This window comes from Virgibacillus halodenitrificans (assembly GCF_001878675.1).
Lineage (GTDB): Bacteria > Bacillota > Bacilli > Bacillales > Amphibacillaceae > Virgibacillus_Q > Virgibacillus_Q halodenitrificans.
Genome location: NZ_CP017962.1, coordinates 239,419 through 256,531 on the forward strand (window position 1 = coordinate 239,419; position 17,113 = coordinate 256,531).

15 protein-coding genes are annotated in these 17,113 nt (G+C 38.4%); 14 read left to right on the forward strand and 1 reads right to left on the reverse strand.

What is annotated here, in order from left to right; all coding sequences use genetic code 11:
- Positions 1 to 31 precede the first annotated feature (31 nt).
- The 11 genes from BME96_RS01320 to BME96_RS01370 all read left to right on the forward strand — a co-directional run bounded on the left by BME96_RS01320 (position 32) and on the right by BME96_RS01370 (position 12,821).
- Positions 32 to 1,120, forward strand: coding sequence for a diguanylate cyclase (locus BME96_RS01320; protein WP_231478662.1), 1,089 nt, complete (start codon positions 32 to 34; stop codon positions 1,118 to 1,120).
- Positions 1,121 to 1,122: 2 nt separating this feature from the next.
- On the forward strand, positions 1,123 to 1,875 hold the full coding sequence (locus BME96_RS01325) for a GNAT family N-acetyltransferase (protein WP_071648082.1): 753 nt from the start codon (positions 1,123 to 1,125) through the stop codon (positions 1,873 to 1,875).
- Between the two features lie 326 nt (positions 1,876 to 2,201).
- A complete protein-coding gene (locus BME96_RS01330; protein ID WP_071648083.1) occupies positions 2,202 to 3,551 on the forward strand; it encodes a cytochrome ubiquinol oxidase subunit I in 1,350 nt (449 codons plus the stop codon).
- Complete coding sequence (locus BME96_RS01335) at positions 3,551 to 4,564, forward strand: cytochrome d ubiquinol oxidase subunit II (RefSeq protein WP_019378815.1); 1,014 nt, start codon at positions 3,551 to 3,553, stop codon at positions 4,562 to 4,564. The genes BME96_RS01330 and BME96_RS01335 overlap by 1 nt, the downstream gene beginning before the upstream one ends.
- Before the next feature lie 27 nt (positions 4,565 to 4,591).
- Positions 4,592 to 6,319: a thiol reductant ABC exporter subunit CydD gene (cydD, locus tag BME96_RS01340; protein ID WP_071648084.1), complete on the forward strand. Its 1,728-nt coding sequence runs from the start codon at positions 4,592 to 4,594 to the stop codon at positions 6,317 to 6,319.
- Entirely contained in the window at positions 6,319 to 8,034 is a 1,716-nt protein-coding gene (cydC, locus tag BME96_RS01345) for a thiol reductant ABC exporter subunit CydC (protein WP_071649927.1), read from the forward strand. The genes cydD and cydC overlap by 1 nt, the downstream gene beginning before the upstream one ends.
- An 85-nt stretch (positions 8,035 to 8,119) precedes the next feature.
- On the forward strand, positions 8,120 to 8,587 hold the full coding sequence (locus BME96_RS01350; protein ID WP_071648085.1) for a hypothetical protein: 468 nt from the start codon (positions 8,120 to 8,122) through the stop codon (positions 8,585 to 8,587).
- Between the two features lie 324 nt (positions 8,588 to 8,911).
- Positions 8,912 to 9,526, forward strand: coding sequence for a TetR/AcrR family transcriptional regulator (locus BME96_RS01355; protein WP_083547394.1), 615 nt, complete (start codon positions 8,912 to 8,914; stop codon positions 9,524 to 9,526).
- Positions 9,527 to 9,528: 2 nt separating this feature from the next.
- Complete coding sequence (locus BME96_RS01360) at positions 9,529 to 10,437, forward strand: ABC transporter ATP-binding protein (protein ID WP_071648087.1); 909 nt, start codon at positions 9,529 to 9,531, stop codon at positions 10,435 to 10,437.
- On the forward strand, positions 10,437 to 12,035 hold the full coding sequence (locus BME96_RS01365; protein ID WP_071648088.1) for an ABC transporter permease: 1,599 nt from the start codon (positions 10,437 to 10,439) through the stop codon (positions 12,033 to 12,035). Before BME96_RS01360 ends, BME96_RS01365 begins: the two co-directional genes overlap by 1 nt.
- Before the next feature lie 63 nt (positions 12,036 to 12,098).
- On the forward strand, positions 12,099 to 12,821 hold the full coding sequence (locus BME96_RS01370; protein ID WP_060680676.1) for an EcsC family protein: 723 nt from the start codon (positions 12,099 to 12,101) through the stop codon (positions 12,819 to 12,821).
- 102 nt (positions 12,822 to 12,923) lie between these two features.
- On the opposite strand, the gene BME96_RS20135 is transcribed toward BME96_RS01370, so the two are convergent.
- Positions 12,924 to 13,196: a Uma2 family endonuclease gene (locus tag BME96_RS20135; protein WP_083547395.1), complete on the reverse strand. Its 273-nt coding sequence runs from the start codon at positions 13,194 to 13,196 to the stop codon at positions 12,924 to 12,926.
- A 134-nt stretch (positions 13,197 to 13,330) separates the two neighbouring features.
- Between BME96_RS20135 and BME96_RS01380 the strand changes: the two genes are divergently transcribed.
- Genes BME96_RS01380 through BME96_RS01390 form a run of 3 tightly spaced genes read left to right on the forward strand, consistent with a single transcriptional unit; the run spans position 13,331 to position 17,102 of the window.
- Entirely contained in the window at positions 13,331 to 14,371 is a 1,041-nt protein-coding gene (locus BME96_RS01380) for a hypothetical protein (RefSeq protein ID WP_040956916.1), read from the forward strand.
- Entirely contained in the window at positions 14,358 to 16,526 is a 2,169-nt protein-coding gene (locus BME96_RS01385; RefSeq protein WP_040954120.1) for a molybdopterin oxidoreductase family protein, read from the forward strand. The genes BME96_RS01380 and BME96_RS01385 overlap by 14 nt, the downstream gene beginning before the upstream one ends.
- Positions 16,527 to 17,102, forward strand: a complete 576-nt coding sequence (locus tag BME96_RS01390; RefSeq protein ID WP_019378826.1) for a 4Fe-4S dicluster domain-containing protein — start codon at positions 16,527 to 16,529, stop codon at positions 17,100 to 17,102. It begins immediately after the preceding gene.
- The last annotated feature ends 11 nt before the right edge of the window (positions 17,103 to 17,113 follow it).

Genomic DNA, 17,113 nt, shown 5'->3' on the forward strand with positions numbered 1-17,113 from the left:
AGTATGGAACATAAGAAAATAGGAGATTCATATGATGGAAAAATTGTTTTTTTATTTTTTGGAAAATATGGCTTTAATTATTGCATTAATGTTTTTGGGGTTAAAAGCAAAGGAAGTACTTTTACAGAAATTCGAAAAATTATTCAGTTCTTTTTGGGTATACCCCCTTTTTGTTACCATTTTAACCTTAATAGTAATGTATAATCCTTTGGGATATGAAGGGATGAAAATAGATTTACGGGCAGTTCCTTTATTCTTTGTTGCTTATGCTGGCGGATGGAGACTTGGTATCCTTTCAGGCATTATACCACTAATATTTAGGGTATATTTAGGTGGTCCTACGGTATTAATTGGAATAATACAAACGATTATTCTGCCGATATGCTTTGGAGCATTTTTTAAACATAAACAAAAAGATACCCATCATCCTATATTAAACCTCAGCAAGATGATGTTTTATTTTATCATTTTCGAGATCATTCAATCTGTTTGGATGTACTTCTCGACAGAAGCTACTGTTTTGATTACAGTATTGGTGTTCATTTTCGCTTGTATCGCTGCATGGTCGATGGGGCTCATCTTCAATGATGTACATCGTAGTTTAAATATGATCAATCAATTGGAAATGTTATCCTATCAGGATGCAATGACACTGCTTCCGAATATAAGGTATTTTAAAGAAAAACTACAAAAAATGGCAGAACAGAAAGATCCATTTGCTATTGCGATGATCGATGTGGATTATTTTAAAAAGTATAATGACGCCAACGGTCATCCCAAAGGTGATGTTGTGCTGAGAACAATTGGAAATATCCTTTCAGATAGTTGTGGTGCTGGCGACTTCGTTGCAAGGTATGGCGGAGAAGAATTTATTATGTGCTTTCAGAAAAATTCTCTCCAACAGGTGTCTGATATAACAGAGCGTTTACGCAAATCTGTGGAAGTATATATTTTTGAAGGAGAAGAAACACAACCGGGAGGATTTCTGACTATCTCTATTGGCGTGAGCTTTTCCAAACCTGAGAAGAGTATGGAAGCAATTATTGAAGAGGCTGATAAGGCTTTATATCAATCAAAGAAAAATGGCAGAAATCGTGTGACAATATATAAGGAGGGTTAGGATTGGATCAAATTTCATTTAAAAATATACAAAAAATTGGGGAGACTGTATACGAAAATGAACGTTATATTCACGTTCACGATTCGAAATTGACCCTAAGGTATGATAGTAATTATATCGAATTTAAACATATGCCTACATTAGCGGAGTTTGATCAAGCGGCTGCTTATTTAAGGGAATATCATCTTATGCGAAACCAACATCATATGAAGTTTTACTTCCCTGAAAATGAGGAGATATCAGGAGAACTTGCCCATCATCTTAAGGAGCAGGGATATGAAGTAGGCTTCATGGAATTATATGCTATTCATCCACAACAATTTACAAAAGTAAATGGACTGGCTTCCATGATTGAAATTAAAGAAGTAACAGAAGAAGATCTAGAAATATATATGGAACTGCAATATGAGCAGGAAGCAGTTAACGGCGTTGACTTTGCTAAGCAGAAGAGACAGGTACATCAAGATAATTTTCTATCAGAAAATGTGAAGCAAATCCTTGCTTATTATCAAAAAGAGCCAGCAGGATCCCTTGATCTTATACTCACAGATACAACAGTAGAAATAGATGGTTTTAATGTCCGTGAGCAATTTCAAAAACAAGGGATTGGCAGTAAGCTACAGAAGTATGTCATGGATGTGTACAAGGATAAAACCGTCATTTTGGTGGCAGATGGTGAAGACACACCAAGGGAAATGTATCGAAGACAAAATTATAATTGTCTTGGTTTTCAATATGAAGCACAAAAATGTTAAGCTTAAAAAGCAACTAGGCGATTTTCTCGTCATAGTTGCTTTTTTGATAGTGTCTTATTAATAAATTGGTGCATATGATTTTGACTAAATATTGTGTGAAGAGGGAAAACTATGGGTATATAAATATAATTGAACTAATTTATTTCGTTCGAATTAATGTCATAGATTCGTCATTAACTTCTACACAATTAGTATAAATAATGGTTTATACTATGGGTATAGTAATAATTAATGACTGTGAAGTATGCGTGCTTGATCAGTACTGAGCAATCTAATATTAAAATAACAGCTGTAAATAATTTTTAACTTCAGGGAGGTTTTTTAGGGTGTTTGATATGGATCCGGTGTTAATGAGTCGTTTGCTCACCACCATGACACTTTTATTTCACATTATTTTTGCAACACTGGGTGTAGGGGTTCCTTTGTTTATATCCATCGCGGAATTTATAGGAATCAGAAAGAAAGACCCACATTATCTGATGATGGCTAGAAGATGGGCAAGAGGATTTGTTATTACAGTTGCTATTGGAGTAGTTACAGGTACTGCAATCGGCTTACAACTTTCTTTATTATGGCCGAATTTTATGCAGGTAGCAGGAAATGTAATTAGCTTGCCATTATTTATGGAAGTTTTTGCCTTCTTCTTTGAAGCAATTTTCCTAGGTATTTACCTATATACATGGGACCGTTTTAAAAACCAGATGATCCACTGGGCTTTTTCTTTGCCGGTTGTTATTGGTGGAGGAATGTCTGCCGTGTTTATCACCACGGTTAATGCCTTTATGAATACACCAGAAGGATTTACTACTGGACAAGATGGTTTTGTGACCATTAATCCTATTCAAGCAATGTTAAATCCTGCTACACCAACAAAGGTATTTCATGTGTTGGCATCTTCTTATGTAACTGTAGCGGCTATCCTTGCAACAATTGCTGCATTTAGCCTGTTAAAAAAGAAGTCATCTGAATACCATAAAAAAGCATTGAAATTAACCATGATGGCTACATTTATTTTTGCCATTCTTACTGCAATAGCAGGGGATATGTCTGCGAAGTTTCTCGCAAAAGAACAACCTGAAAAGCTTGCTGCAGCTGAGTGGCACTTTCAAACAGAGGAAGGTGCAGATCTAATTCTGTTTGGATGGTTAAATGAGCAAGATATGCCTGTAGGTGCTATACGATTACCAGGGTTATTAAGTTTTCTTGCCCACGGGGACTTCAGTAGTGAAGTGACCGGACTTGAGGAAATACCAGAGGATGAACGCCCGCCATTATGGATTCATTATATGTTTGACTTGATGGTATCTATTGGGATGGCACTTGTGCTAATTCCATTACTTTATTTAATTTTAATGAAGACGAAAAAGTGGAATGAGCATCATAAATGGATGCTTCGCCTGATTGTATTAGGTGGTCCACTGGCAATGCTTTCGATTGAATTCGGTTGGATTTATGCTGAAGAAGGTCGTCAGCCATGGATTTTAAGAGGCTTTATGAAGGTGGAAGAAGCTGCAACAACTTCTCCATATGTAGATTTAATGTTTATCTTCTTTTTCCTCTTATATGCAACACTGGCGACGGTAGGAATTATTGTTTTACGTAAATTGTTCCGTAATAATCCAGTAGAAGTGGAATTGGAGAAAAAGTATCCTTCAATTGAAAAAGGTGATTCGTAATGACATATGAAATAATTGGTATTACTGTATTGTGGTTATTCTTATATGGGTATGTGATTGTTGCTTCGATTGATTTTGGAGCAGGCTTCTTTTCCTACTATGCAAAGAAAACAAAAAAAGATCATATTATTAATCAATTGATTTCCCGTTATCTTTCTCCTGTGTGGGAAGTAACAAATGTATTTTTTGTGTTTTTCTTTGTAGGGATTGTAGGGTTCTTCCCGGATACAGCTTTCTATTATGGTACAGCATTGCTCGTGCCTGGGAGCATCGCGATAATTTTATTAGCAATCAGAGGTTCCTTTTATGCGTTTGAAAGCTATGGTTCAAAACAAAGTAATGTGTATATGTTCTTGTATGGGGCAACAGGGTTATTAATCCCTGCGTCCCTTTCCACTGCATTAACACTCTCCGAAGGTGGTTTTATTACGGAAACAAACGGAGAGATAACGATGAATTATCTCAAGCTGTTTACGAGCCCATATTCTTGGAGTGTCGTGTTTCTTGCAATTGTATCTGTGTTGTATATAAGTGCTACCTTTTTAACATTTTATGCATCTAGAGCAAATGATACAGAGGCGTTAAAGCTTGTTCGAAAATATGCGTTATTTTGGGGGACCCCAACAATAATTGCCGCATTGACTACTTTTATTGCTTTAGGACAACATAACCAAAGACATTATGATCGTATGCTTGATCTATGGTGGGTTTTCGGTTTGTCTATGGGATTCTTCATGATATCACTTGGATTAATTTATATTGGGAAGTATTATGGTTTGGCATTTATTAGTGTTATGCTGCAATTCTTCTTTGCTTTCTTCGGCTATGGTGCAAGTCATTTGCCGTATATTCTGGATCCATATATTACAATCTATGAGAATGCAACCCATCAATCAACAGGGATTGCGCTAATAATTGTATTTATTGCTGGTCTATTTCTACTAGTACCTTCTTTAATTCTATTAATGAAGCTCTTCTTGTTTAATGCAGATTACGTCAAAGGGAAGAAATAAACACTATCCAGATTGGGGATAGAGCTCATGACTAGTTTAAAAGCTTATATGTTAACAAAGAAAAAAAGCCTTACAATTATGCTTCTTTTATCTATATTAATTGGCGTGATGATTGTAGCACAGGCTTATCTGTTAGTTACTATAATAGATGGCGTTTTTTTACAAAAGCAATCATTTAGTGAAGTCCTTCCGTTACTGGGAGGGCTGCTTTTCGTATTTTTCTTAAGAACCTTATTTAGTTATCTGAGTGGACGAACCGGAGTTAAGCTAGGTGCTCAGGCAAAGAGCTTCTTTCGGAAAGCTCTGTTGAAAAAGTATTCTAGAAATCCGCTGCAGGCTTCCTTGCAGGGACAATCGGGGCAAAAGGTTAGTATGATGATGGATGCTGTTGATGAAATGGATAGTTACTTCAGCAGTTACATTCCTCAAGTGATTCGTTCTGCCTTTATTCCCATACTAATTTTAGTGATTGTATTTATGGAGAATGTAAATACAGGGTTGATTATGTTAATTACTTCTCCATTCATACCAATTTTTATGATTATTATCGGATTGCAAACAAAGAAAAAGTCTGAAGAGCAAATGTATAAGCTTGGAGAGTTTTCTGGCAGGTTTTTGGATACATTACAGGGTCTTGTTACACTTAAAATTTTTGGACAAGCTAAGCGTCAGGTGGAACTGATTAAGGAGAGCAGCTTAGGCTTTCGTGATGCCACGATGGAAATTCTGAAAATAGCTTTTACATCTTCCTTTATGCTGGAGCTAATATCCATGCTGAGCATTGGTATTGTAGCGTTGGAAGTTGCGCTTCAGTTGATTATTTTTGATGGCATCACCTTTTATACTGCATTTTTGGTACTTATTCTTACACCTGAATATTATACAGGTTTGAAAGATTTAGGGAGCGCTTTTCATAATGGACAAACAAGTATAGGCGCAGCCAAAAAGGTGATGCAAGAGCTTCAGCAAGAGGAACAGGCAGTAGAATGGGGCACGGAAGATCTCGCAAATCATCAACCTCCACAAATATCTATACAACAAGCAGGATTCAGCTATGGAGACGAACAATTCTCACTGCATGGAATTCAAGCTGAAATAGAGCCAAGAGCAAATGTAGCCATTGTTGGTAAGAGTGGTTCAGGAAAAACTACTTTATTACATCTTTTAGCAGGGCTTCTTCCTGTCTCTGAGGGAAAGATTTATGTGAATGGGAAAGAACTTCCTGCTTACAAAGAAGAAGAATGGTTTAATCAATTAAGTTATATATCCCAGCATCCGTATATATTTGCAGGTACTATTTCAGATAACATAGCTATTGGAGCAAATAAATCTGTTACCAGGACAGAAATTAAGCAAGCTGCCGAACAAGCAGGTATTGCAGAAATGATTAATATGTTGAAAGACGGCTATGACACCCGGATCGGGGAAGGTGGCAGAGGTCTATCAGGGGGAGAAATGCAACGGGTTGCTTTAGCACGTGCATTCTTAAAACGTCCATCTGTTATCTTTTTTGATGAGCCGACAACAGGCTTGGATGTGCATACAGAAAAGGTATTACAGACTTCTATGGAAAAGCTATCAGAGCGTGCAACGGTAATTACAGTTGCACATCGACTCCATACCATTAAAAAGGCGGACATTATTCTCTACTTGGAAAACGGGAGATTAAAAGCCTCTGGCAAGCATGACAACTTACTTCAAACCGTCCCGGACTATCGCAGAATGGTATCTTTACAACAGGAAGGTGAAGCATGATGAATGATTTAGCCATTGTTACTAAGCTGATGTTTAAGGAAAAAAGGGATATTGTTTTATCAATCTTTTTTGGATTTGTTGCAGGCTTAGCAACTGTCTTTCTTTTTGCTGCAAGTGGCTATTTAATTTCAAAAGCGGCTTTGGCTGCCCCTATCTATGCACTTGCTTTGTTGATTGCTTCCGTAAAAATGCTTAGCTTTATCCGTGCCTTCAGTAAATATGGGGAGAGATACTTTTCACATCGGGCAACCTTCACTGTTTTAAGTAATTTGCGGGTTTCTTTCTTTGAAAAATTGGAACCACTAGCACCTGGTATTTTTCAAAAATATCGAAGTGGCGACCTCCTTTCGAGAATAGTGGGTGATGTCGAAAGTTTGCAGAATTACTTTTTACGCGTGTTTTATCCACCAATTGTGCTTGTTTTGGTGTTTTTATGTACCATTCTGTTTACATCCTTTTTCTCCTTATTTGCGGCAATCCTGTTATTTGTCGGGTTGATTTTGACAACATTCGTCATCCCTGGCCTGTTTGCTCTAAAACAACGAAAAATAGATTCTCATGTCAGAACACATCGAGGTAGTCTTTCGACAGAGGTAGCAGAATTCCTCCATGGATTTCGTGATTTGAAAATTTATCAGAAATTGCAAGGAAAAGAGGAAATGCTGGAAAAATCATCCGATCTGTATATTGAACAGCAGGAGATGGAAAATAAAGCAATTCTTTTTAGCCAATCAGTGAATATATTTGTTACTCTATTTATAACTTGGTCTATTCTCGCTATGGGAGCTTATTTCATTGGGATGGGTGAATTGGATGGAATCTTTCTGGCGATGCTTGTTATGATTTCAATTACTGTATTTGAAGATGCTTCACCAATGGCTATATTTCCTATCTATTTTAATGATACTAAACGTGCTGCAAATCGTTTGTTTTCCGTAGTAAGTGATACTGAAAAAGGACAAAATAATAATGACTTACAACAAATGAATTTAAAAGAGATCCCTGATATAGAGATGCGAGATGTCCAATTTGCTTTTCCAGGGGACATGCGGAAAACATTAGATAATATTAGTTTGCATCTCCCAGCGGGTTCTAAAACAGCTATTGTTGGGGCAAGCGGTTCAGGTAAATCGACTGTGATGCAGTTATTGTTGAACATATACGCTGTAGATAAGGGAGAAATATGCTTTGACAATATCCCTTTAACTCAAGTAGAGCAAGAGTCAATTTGGGACAAAGCGAATGTGGTACTACAATCAAACCACTTTTTCTATGGAACGATCCGGGATAATCTGTTACTGGCGAATATTACTCTGGCCGATGAAGCTCTTAAGGCAGCACTGGAAAAGGTTCACCTCGACTCGTTTGACCTAGATGATCCTGTATATGAAAGAGGTGAAAACCTGTCAGGCGGAGAGAAACAACGTTTAGCAATAGCAAGAGCTTTATTGAAAAATAAAAAATTGTGGTTCCTCGATGAACCTACATCTTCCATTGACGCAATAACAGAGAAAAAGATTTACGATCATATTTTTCAGCAAGCTAAGGATGATACGCTTGTGCTTATTAGCCACCGATTAACAGGAATGGAAAATATGGATCAAATAATTGTAATGGATCACGGCAAAATTGTAGAAAGTGGCACGTATGAAGAACTCATGCACATGAGAGGTTACTTCTATGAAATGAAAGAAATAGAGAAAAATTTGCTTTAACGTGAGAATAGTTATACCTTATCCTGCTACATGTATGATTTAATAGTTATGTAAGTAGAAAATAATGTAGTTTGGTGAGTGACTTATGAGTAAATGGTTTTATATAAACTTTTCAGGCGTACTAGTAGTTATCTGGTCTGTGTTTAATCAGGCTCCCATTTCTGTATATGTGTGGTTTGGTTATGTAGGGGCTTTACTTATTATATTTAATTGGACAAGGCATGCTGTTTTTTCAACCATACGCGATTCAACAATTCGCAAGAGGAAAGTTCGTCTTGCAACACTTTCAAAGAAAATTCTGCCTTATCATAAATGGGTAGGATCTTTGGCGCTTATATTTGTCTTGGTTCATGGCACACTCGTTATAGAACGCTATGGATTTCATTGGGATTATCCAAAAATGCTAGTCGGGCTCCTAACAGCGAGTATCTTAACACTCCAAGTAGCCACCGGATGGATGCGATTATATAGGCCCACTATCAAAAAGCGAAAAGTTCACATATATTCTGGCATGACGCTTTTCTTTCTGCTCGTGCTGCATTTAATTTTATAATTGAAAAAAGACAAGGGTTAGTCTCTTGTCTTTTTTTTAATGGGAATATAAATGAGAGAACCCACATGCCAAATGAAAGACACCGCCGTAGAATGAGAGAACCGGCATGCCAAATGAGAGATACCAGCCAAGAATGAGAGCAACCTCCGATAAATGAGAAGAACACCATTGCCCCTTTAATAAAAGTTCCGTATACCACTCTACCCACATTGACCACTATGGTCTAATTAAGTTACAATAAAATCGACCACACTGGTCTGAAACTTTGCAATTAACATAAACTAAAAAAAGGGGGAGAACCTCATTACGGAGAAATTTAAAAAATTGGATAAAGCTAAACAAAATCGTATTATTCATGCAGCGCTTCAGGAATTTGCTAAAAAGGGTTTTGAGCAGGCATCTACCAATCAAATTGTGAAGCATGCGCAAATCGGTAAAGGGATGCTTTTCTATTATTTTACAAATAAACAGGAGCTTTACCAATACTTGGCAGATTACTCACTTGATCTCGTTATGGAAGAATACTTACAGCAAATCGATCAAACACAATCTGACTTCATTGAGCGAATGAAGCAGGCTGTTCAAGTTAAAATGCGGGCCTTTACTGAGAATCCCCATGTATTTAACTTTCTAGGTACCATCTTATTAGCAAAAGAGGCCCATTTGTCTCAGAAACTTGAAAGAAGAATGCAAGAATTACAAGAGCTTGGAAACAAAATTATATATGAGGGAATTGATCTTACATTTTTTCGAGAGGATGTTGATGTTGACAAAGCATTTAAACTCCTTCGCTGGTCTATTGAAGGTTATCAGAATGAGCTAATAACACAATTGTCCGGAAAGAAATTAAGTGAATTGGATATGGAGCCATATTGGGAAGAGTTTTATGACTATCTTGAAGTATTGAAAACCAGTTTTTATAAAAAACAGGGGGAATGAAGATGGGTATCCTTGATGTAACTGATTTGACAAAGCAATTTGGGAAGTTTACTGCCTTGGATGGTGTTGACTTAACAGTAAATGAAGGGGAAGTGTTTGGTTTTATAGGTCCTAATGGTGCTGGAAAATCAACAACTATTCGGGTACTTCTTGGTATCATAAAAGCTACTGCAGGCCAAGTGGAGATATTCGGAAAAGATGCATGGAAGGATGCTGTGGAAATACATAAGCGTATTGCTTATGTGCCTGGTGATGTAAACTTATGGCCGAATTTAACCGGTAGAGAAGTTATTGATCTGTTTCTCCGTTTAAGAGGTGGCAATAACAAAAATAAAAGGGATGAATTGATTGAGATGTTTGACTTAGATCCTTCCAAAAAGTGCCGTACGTATTCAAAGGGGAACAGGCAAAAAGTTGCGCTTGTAGCTGCTTTTTCTTCGGATGCGGATTTGTATATTCTCGATGAGCCTACATCAGGACTGGATCCGCTAATGGAACAGGTTTTTCAGAAGTGCGTAGGGATGGTGAAGGAAGAAGGGAAGAGTGTTTTGCTTTCCAGCCATATTTTATCCGAAGTGGAGAAGCTTTGTGATCGTATTGGCATCATCCGTCAAGGTAAGATGATTGAAACAGGGACATTAAATGAACTGCGTCATTTAACGCGCACACATTTGCTTGTGGAGACGAAGCAACCTATGAAAGGGCTGGAGGAGTTGAGTGGAGTTCATGCATTGGAAGAAATGGAACAGGCACTTTCCTTCCAGGTTGATACAGAGCATCTGGATGAGGTAATGAAACATATTAGTAAGTTCGGTGTGTTGAAGTTGGAAAGTGCCCCACCAACATTGGAAGATTTGTTTATGCGACACTATGAAAACAACGATAATATAAAGGCGGGAGGTGCTTCCTGATGGAACGATCTCTTTCAAAAAATACGGGGTTCTTGCTTCGGTTTATAGGAAGACAAAATCGAATCCGCATTCCTTTATGGCTTTTAGGCATCTCTTTCTTTACTCTTGTAGTTCCTGTGGCTTTTAAAGATATGTATCCGACACAGCAGGAAAGGGATGTCATGGCTATAACCATGGAAAATCCTGCTATGACTGCAATGGTCGGCACTGGAAATCTGGATAATTACACGATTGGTGCTATGACTGCACATCAAATGTTACTCTTGACAGCATTAGTTGTAGGATTGATGAGCATTCTCCTGCTTACCAGGCATACGCGCGGAGATGAGGAAGAAGGCCGAAGTGAATTAATCCATTCCTTACCTGTAGGAAGACTTGCGAATCTTATGGCGGCATGTATTGTAGTAATAGGCACAAACGTGTTGCTTGCTCTCATTACAGGATTTGGATTATACGCTTTAGGGATAAAAACTATGAATTTAGAGGGCTCTTTGTTGTATGGAGCTATTCTAGGAGGAACGGGGATTATTTTTGCTGGAGTGACAGCCCTATTTTCCCAGCTTTCCGAGAACTCCCGAAGTGTAATCGGATATTCTATTGCACTGCTAATCATCGCTTATTTGGTTAGAGCTGTAGGTGATGTAAGCAATAAGGCATTGTCATGGTTTTCCCCTTTAGGATGGATTACTCAGGCAGAAGTGTATGCAACGAATAACTGGTGGCTCGTTATACTAATGGTAGGAGTTTCAATTGTGCTATTTTTGATCGCAGCCTTTTTAAATATCATAAGAGATCTGGAGGCAGGATTTTTACCTTCAAGACCTGGGAAGGAAACAGCTTCCCTTGTTTTACAACATCCGATTGGGCTGGCTCTAAAGCTGCAGCGTACAGGGACGATTGCATGGGCACTTGGTTTATTTGTCATTGGAGTTTCCTATGGATCTGTGTTAGGAGATTTAGAAACGTTTTTTGAAGGTAATGAAATGCTTGAAAATATGCTGGTGGATAAGGCAGGCTATTCAATGACAGAGCAATTCATCCCAATGCTCATGATGGTAATAGCCATTCTGGCGACAGTCCCACCAATAATGGCGATAAATAAATTGCTGGGTGAGGAAAAGAAAAATCGAGTGGATCATTTGTTAAGTAAAGCAGTTTCCCGCTCAAGGTTACTTGGCAGTTACTTGATAATTGCAATTATAAACGGCGTTATCATGCTTTCCTTAGCTGCTATTGGCCTTTGGGCTGCTGGAACAGCTGTGATGGATGATGCCTTTTCGTTTTGGTCTATATATTCAGCAGCAATAGTATATTATCCGGCCATGCTCGTCATGATTGGGGTAGTGGTTTTTCTAATTGGAGTACTTCATAAGCTCGCAAGCATAATATGGATATATATCGTTTATTCTTTTTTCGTGCTTTATTTAGGTGGATTATTTGATTTGCCTGAATGGGTTGGCAAACTCTCTCCATTTGGATATATCCTGCAATTGCCAGTAGAAGAAATGGAGTGGCTGCCTGTTAGCCTGCTGCTGCTAACTGCTATTATTTTAATGGTTGTAGGATTTATTGGTTACAACAAAAGAGATATAGGATAAACGGTCTTGAAAAAAATTCTTTCATATATGGATATAATGGGGTATAGGTAAAGGGTGATACAAGTGGGTGCATATGAAAGACAGGTATACAAAGAAATACAGGAGTGGAGAAGCAAGGTACTGAAGCGCTCCGGCCTGTTTAATCAATTATCGAAGAAAGCTCAAACCAAGGTAAATAGCTATATTCCGGAGAAGGCGCATACAGTAATATCAGATAGTATTAAAAAGATGATAAAAGCAATTTTGGTTGGTTCCGATATTACAACAAAAAAGCGGCAGCCTTACGATGTAAGCCTTTATGCCAGAGATAAACTTTTAAAAGAAAAATTGGCATCCTATCGTAAAACAGCAGTGGTGGAAGGAGCTGGAACAGGAGCAGGTGGTATTTTTCTGGGGCTGGCCGATTTTCCGTTACTATTATCTATTAAAATGAAGTTTTTATTCGAAGCGGCCGCCATTTATGGATACGATACTAAAGTTTATGAGGAGCGCTTATTTCTTCTTCATATTTTCCAGCTTGCCTTTTCAAGTGATGAAATGCGTAAAGAAACATTTAATGTACTGGAAAATTGGGAAAGAGAGAAGGACCGTCTTGCTGATATGGATTGGAGAGTCTTTCAACAGGAGTACCGTGACCATATCGATTTAGTAAAATTACTTCAATTAGTCCCGGGATTTGGTGCTATTATAGGTGCATACGCCAACCATAGCCTGTTAGATAAGCTGGGGGAAACAGCAATGAATGCATACCGCATGCGTTATATAAAGGACTTGTCCTTATCCTAGGTGAAGCTCCCGACAACCAAATTTAAATAAACGTATAAAAAAAGCGATCCAATTACCGAAAACGTGTTGGATCGCTTTTACATGTATAAGTTCAATATTCAGCTATTCAACAAAAACCATTTCCAAATTAACAACTAATCCTTCTAAGACTGCTACATGCACTCTGTTTTCCTCCGAGTATACTTCCCGTCTTCCAAATTGGTTATTTTCCTGAAGATGAAACACATTAACCAGTTTTTCCTGAGGCTCGACAATCCAATACTCCTTTACACCACTCTGCTCATACTTATGGAACTTTTCATGCTTATCTCTTCTTCCACCATACCAAAAGTAAAATAGGGGGATTCCCCTCCCAATATCGGGAAGTTCCCTAATTACCGATAATTACCTATCCATCTATACTGAAAGTAAGAGAAAAACAGATGGAGGGAATTCCAATGGAAGCTACTAATTTAAAAGAAACGGTGCAAGATCAGCACCATGCTCCCAAAAAACAAAAGAAGAATTCAATAAATAATGCATTTGCCTCTCATTACGCTAAATCCATGTTTTTGACAGTGCTCGGAATTTTAATATTAATGTTTATCGGAACAAGGATGTTTACCCATGTGGATATGAATTTATATGGATACATGGTTGGTACACTGGTGTTCTTAGGAGGATTCTTTTATCGCTTTATTGCCTGGGGAGAGAGACCTCCAACCAAGATTATTATTAAAAAAGGGATAAAACTACTATTTCGAAAATCTACTCCGAAAACAGCTACAAACCACTTAGCAACATATAAGTTTATCTGGAATAGGGGAATTTACCGATGGACCCAACATTTACTTATTGGTTGGGGAGTTATTATTTCTTGCTTTGTAACATTTCCCCTCGTCTTCAGCTGGATGTATTTCACGATGGAAGAGGGCGGCATGTATACGATTGTGCTGATGGGAATGAACATCATGACCGTTCCTGCAGATGGACTAATTGCTTTTATGTCTTATAATGCGTTGAATTTCAGTGCCGTTATGGTAATCACTGGAGTGTGTATGGCCTTGTATCGCAGATTGAAAAATATGCAGGCGAGAGCAGAGCAGAAATTCCTCTATGATTTTGTGCCATTATATCTATTATTATTTATCAGTATTACTGGATTGCTATTAACCTTTATAAATATATTTTTACACGGAGCAGGACATTACGTTATGTCACTTATCCATCAGTACTCCGTTATTCTTACACTTATCTACCTTCCATTTGGAAAGCTTGCACATATCCCGTTCCGACCAATGAGCGTATTTGCTAAAAACTATCGAGAGCATTACGGGGAGAAATCCATGAAGCAATGTAAGGTCTGTGGTACGGAGTTCGTATCTACGGAACAGTCCAAGGATGTTATTGACGTACTGGATCAAAATCAACTGGAATTTAATATGAAGGACGGATTTAATTTGGCGGAGCTTTGTCTGCCATGTCGAAGAAAATATAGGATAGCACGCTTTTCCGGTGTCGCTACACATGAAGTGCCAGTGAAGGAGGCAAATCAAAATGCAAAGGGATAAATTTTTCCGTGAAATAGATAATGTTACACATCCAAATGAAACATTGGTAAAAACTCATTGCAGTTACTGTGGGATGCAATGTGGGATGAACTTACGAGTAGATAAATCAACAAATACAATTATTGGCGTGGAACCACGCTATGACTGGCCGGTTACGGTTGGGAAGATGTGTCCAAAGGGAGTAACTGCATATCAGCAGACAAATCATAAGGATCGGATTTTAAAACCATTAATTCGTGATGATGCTTCCTTAAAAGGAACTGACAAAGGCTTTAGAGAAGCAAGCTGGGAAGAAGCATATGACCTCATTGCTGAAAAGTTCGGTCAGCTTCAAAATGATTATGGAAAAGATAGTCTATCTGTATTTAGCGGTGTGTCCATGACAAATGAAAAATGTTATTTGACAGGGAAATTTGCAAGGGTAGCACTTGGAACAAGATACATTGACTACAATGGACGTTTCTGTATGTCCAGTGCAGCAGGTGGATTCCTAAGAACTTTTGGAGTAGATCGGGGATCAACACTACCTTGGACAGATATTCACGAAACAGATTGCTTATTTATAGCGGGAAGCAATACAGCTGAATGTCATCCAACTTCTATGTTCCGTATTTGGGCAGTGCAAGAAAGAGGCGGCTATCTGATCGTAGCTGATCCAAGAGAAACACCTATCGCGAGAAGAGCAGATGTGCATTTAGACCTTCGTCCAGGGACGGACCTTGCATTAGCTAACGGAATTCTCCATTTATTAATTAAAAATAATTATACAGATCGTGAATTTATTGATAACCATACAAATGGTTATGAAGAAACAAAAGAATTGGTTGCTGAATTTACACCAGAAGCAACAAGTCTAATTACTGGTGTATCCGTAGAAAAAATTGAGAGAGCAGCAGAAATATACGGTAAAGCACCGAATGCTATCGTCATGTTTGCAAGAGGGATTGAGCAGCAGCATAAAGGTGTAGACAATGTATCTGCTTATTGCAATATGGCATTAATCACTGGTAAAATCGGCCGGCCGAAATCCGGTGTAGCTACATTCACCGGGCAGGGAAATGGCCAGGGTGGAAGAGAACATGGTCAGAAGTCTGATCTTTTGCCAGGTTATCGTAAAATAACAAATCCAAAGCACGTGGAAGAAGTATCTAAAGTTTGGGGCATTGAGCCATGTGATATGCCTAAGCCAGGAGTATCAGCATATGAGATGTTTGAGTTAATGAATGAAAAAGAAATACGTGGACTATACTTGCTTTGTTCAAATCCAGCAGTTTCTGCTCCCAATTTGAATGTTGTCCGTGCAGGTCTAAAGAACTTGGACTTCATGGTATGCTCTGATTTCTTTTTATCAGAGTCTGCCGAGTTTGCTGACGTGATCCTGCCATCTGTTACATGGTCAGAAGATGAAGGCACTGTAACGAACCTGGAAGGTAGAATTATTAAGATTAATAAAGCACAGGAACCAATTGGCGAGTCTAAGCCTGATTGGCAAATACAAGTAGAGCTTGCAGAGCGTTTAGGAAAAGGTAAACATTTTTCTCATTTAAAAACAGCCAGAGATGTGGCGGACGAATTCCGTTTGGCATCTAAAGGCGGTAATGCAGATTACTATGGAGCAACATGGGATAAGATTGACAAGCAGGACGGGGTATTTTGGCCATGTAAGGATGGGGATGATCAAGGAACACCACATATGTTCCTTGATAAAAAGTTCTACCATCCAGATGAAAAAGCAAAAATATGTGCTCTCCCTTACAGACCAGCAGCAGAAGAGCCTTGTGAAAACTACCCATTACGTTTAACAACAGGCCGGGTTGTATATCATTACTTATCAGGAAACCAGACAAGAAGAATTCAGTTTTTAAAAGATATGTGCCCGGAGCCGTATGTAGAGGTACATCCTGAAACTGCTGCGAAATATAATATTAAGCATGATGAGCATGTTCTTCTCTTTACCAGAAGAGGAAAGGCTGAATACAAAGTGAAAATTACCGAAGCCATTCGTGAGGATACAGTCTTTGTTCCGTACCACTTTGGACATGATCAATCTATTAATCTGTTAACAATAGCAGCACTTGATCCTATCTCTAAAATGCCTGAATTCAAAGCATGTGCTGCGCAAATAGAAAAACTAGAAGCAAAGAAGGTGCAGTAAATGACAGCAGATAAGACGAAAAAGAGGTTATATATCGAACTGGAGAATTGTATTGGTTGTCGATCTTGTTTGGCTGCATGTACGCAATGTGGTGGACATGAGCAACGAAACAGAAACTATGTGTATGATGTAAACCCATTGGTGAATCGTCAGACAATGCCTCTGATGTGCCTGCACTGTGTTGATCCTGCCTGTGCGAGGAGCTGTCCGGCACAGGCCATCCAAATCCATGAAACAGGAGCTGTGCTATCAGCGCTTGTAGAAAAATGTATTGGTTGTCAGAACTGCACCATTGCTTGTCCGTACGGAATTCCTAAGTTTGATGAAGAAGAAAATCTAATGTATAAATGTGATTTATGTATTGATCGGACAAAGGACGGAATCCCGCCAATGTGTGCAAGTGTATGTCCTTCCAATACGTTGCAATGGCTGACAGAAGAAGAGATTGAACAAAAGCAACGTCAACATGATCTTGGTAATGATAAGTGGGTAACAAGCATGCCTTATCTTGAAGGAGAAACAAACGTAAAGGTTAATTTGCCAGGTATTTTGCAAGGAACAACAAAACTCTTTTAGGGGGGAGAAAC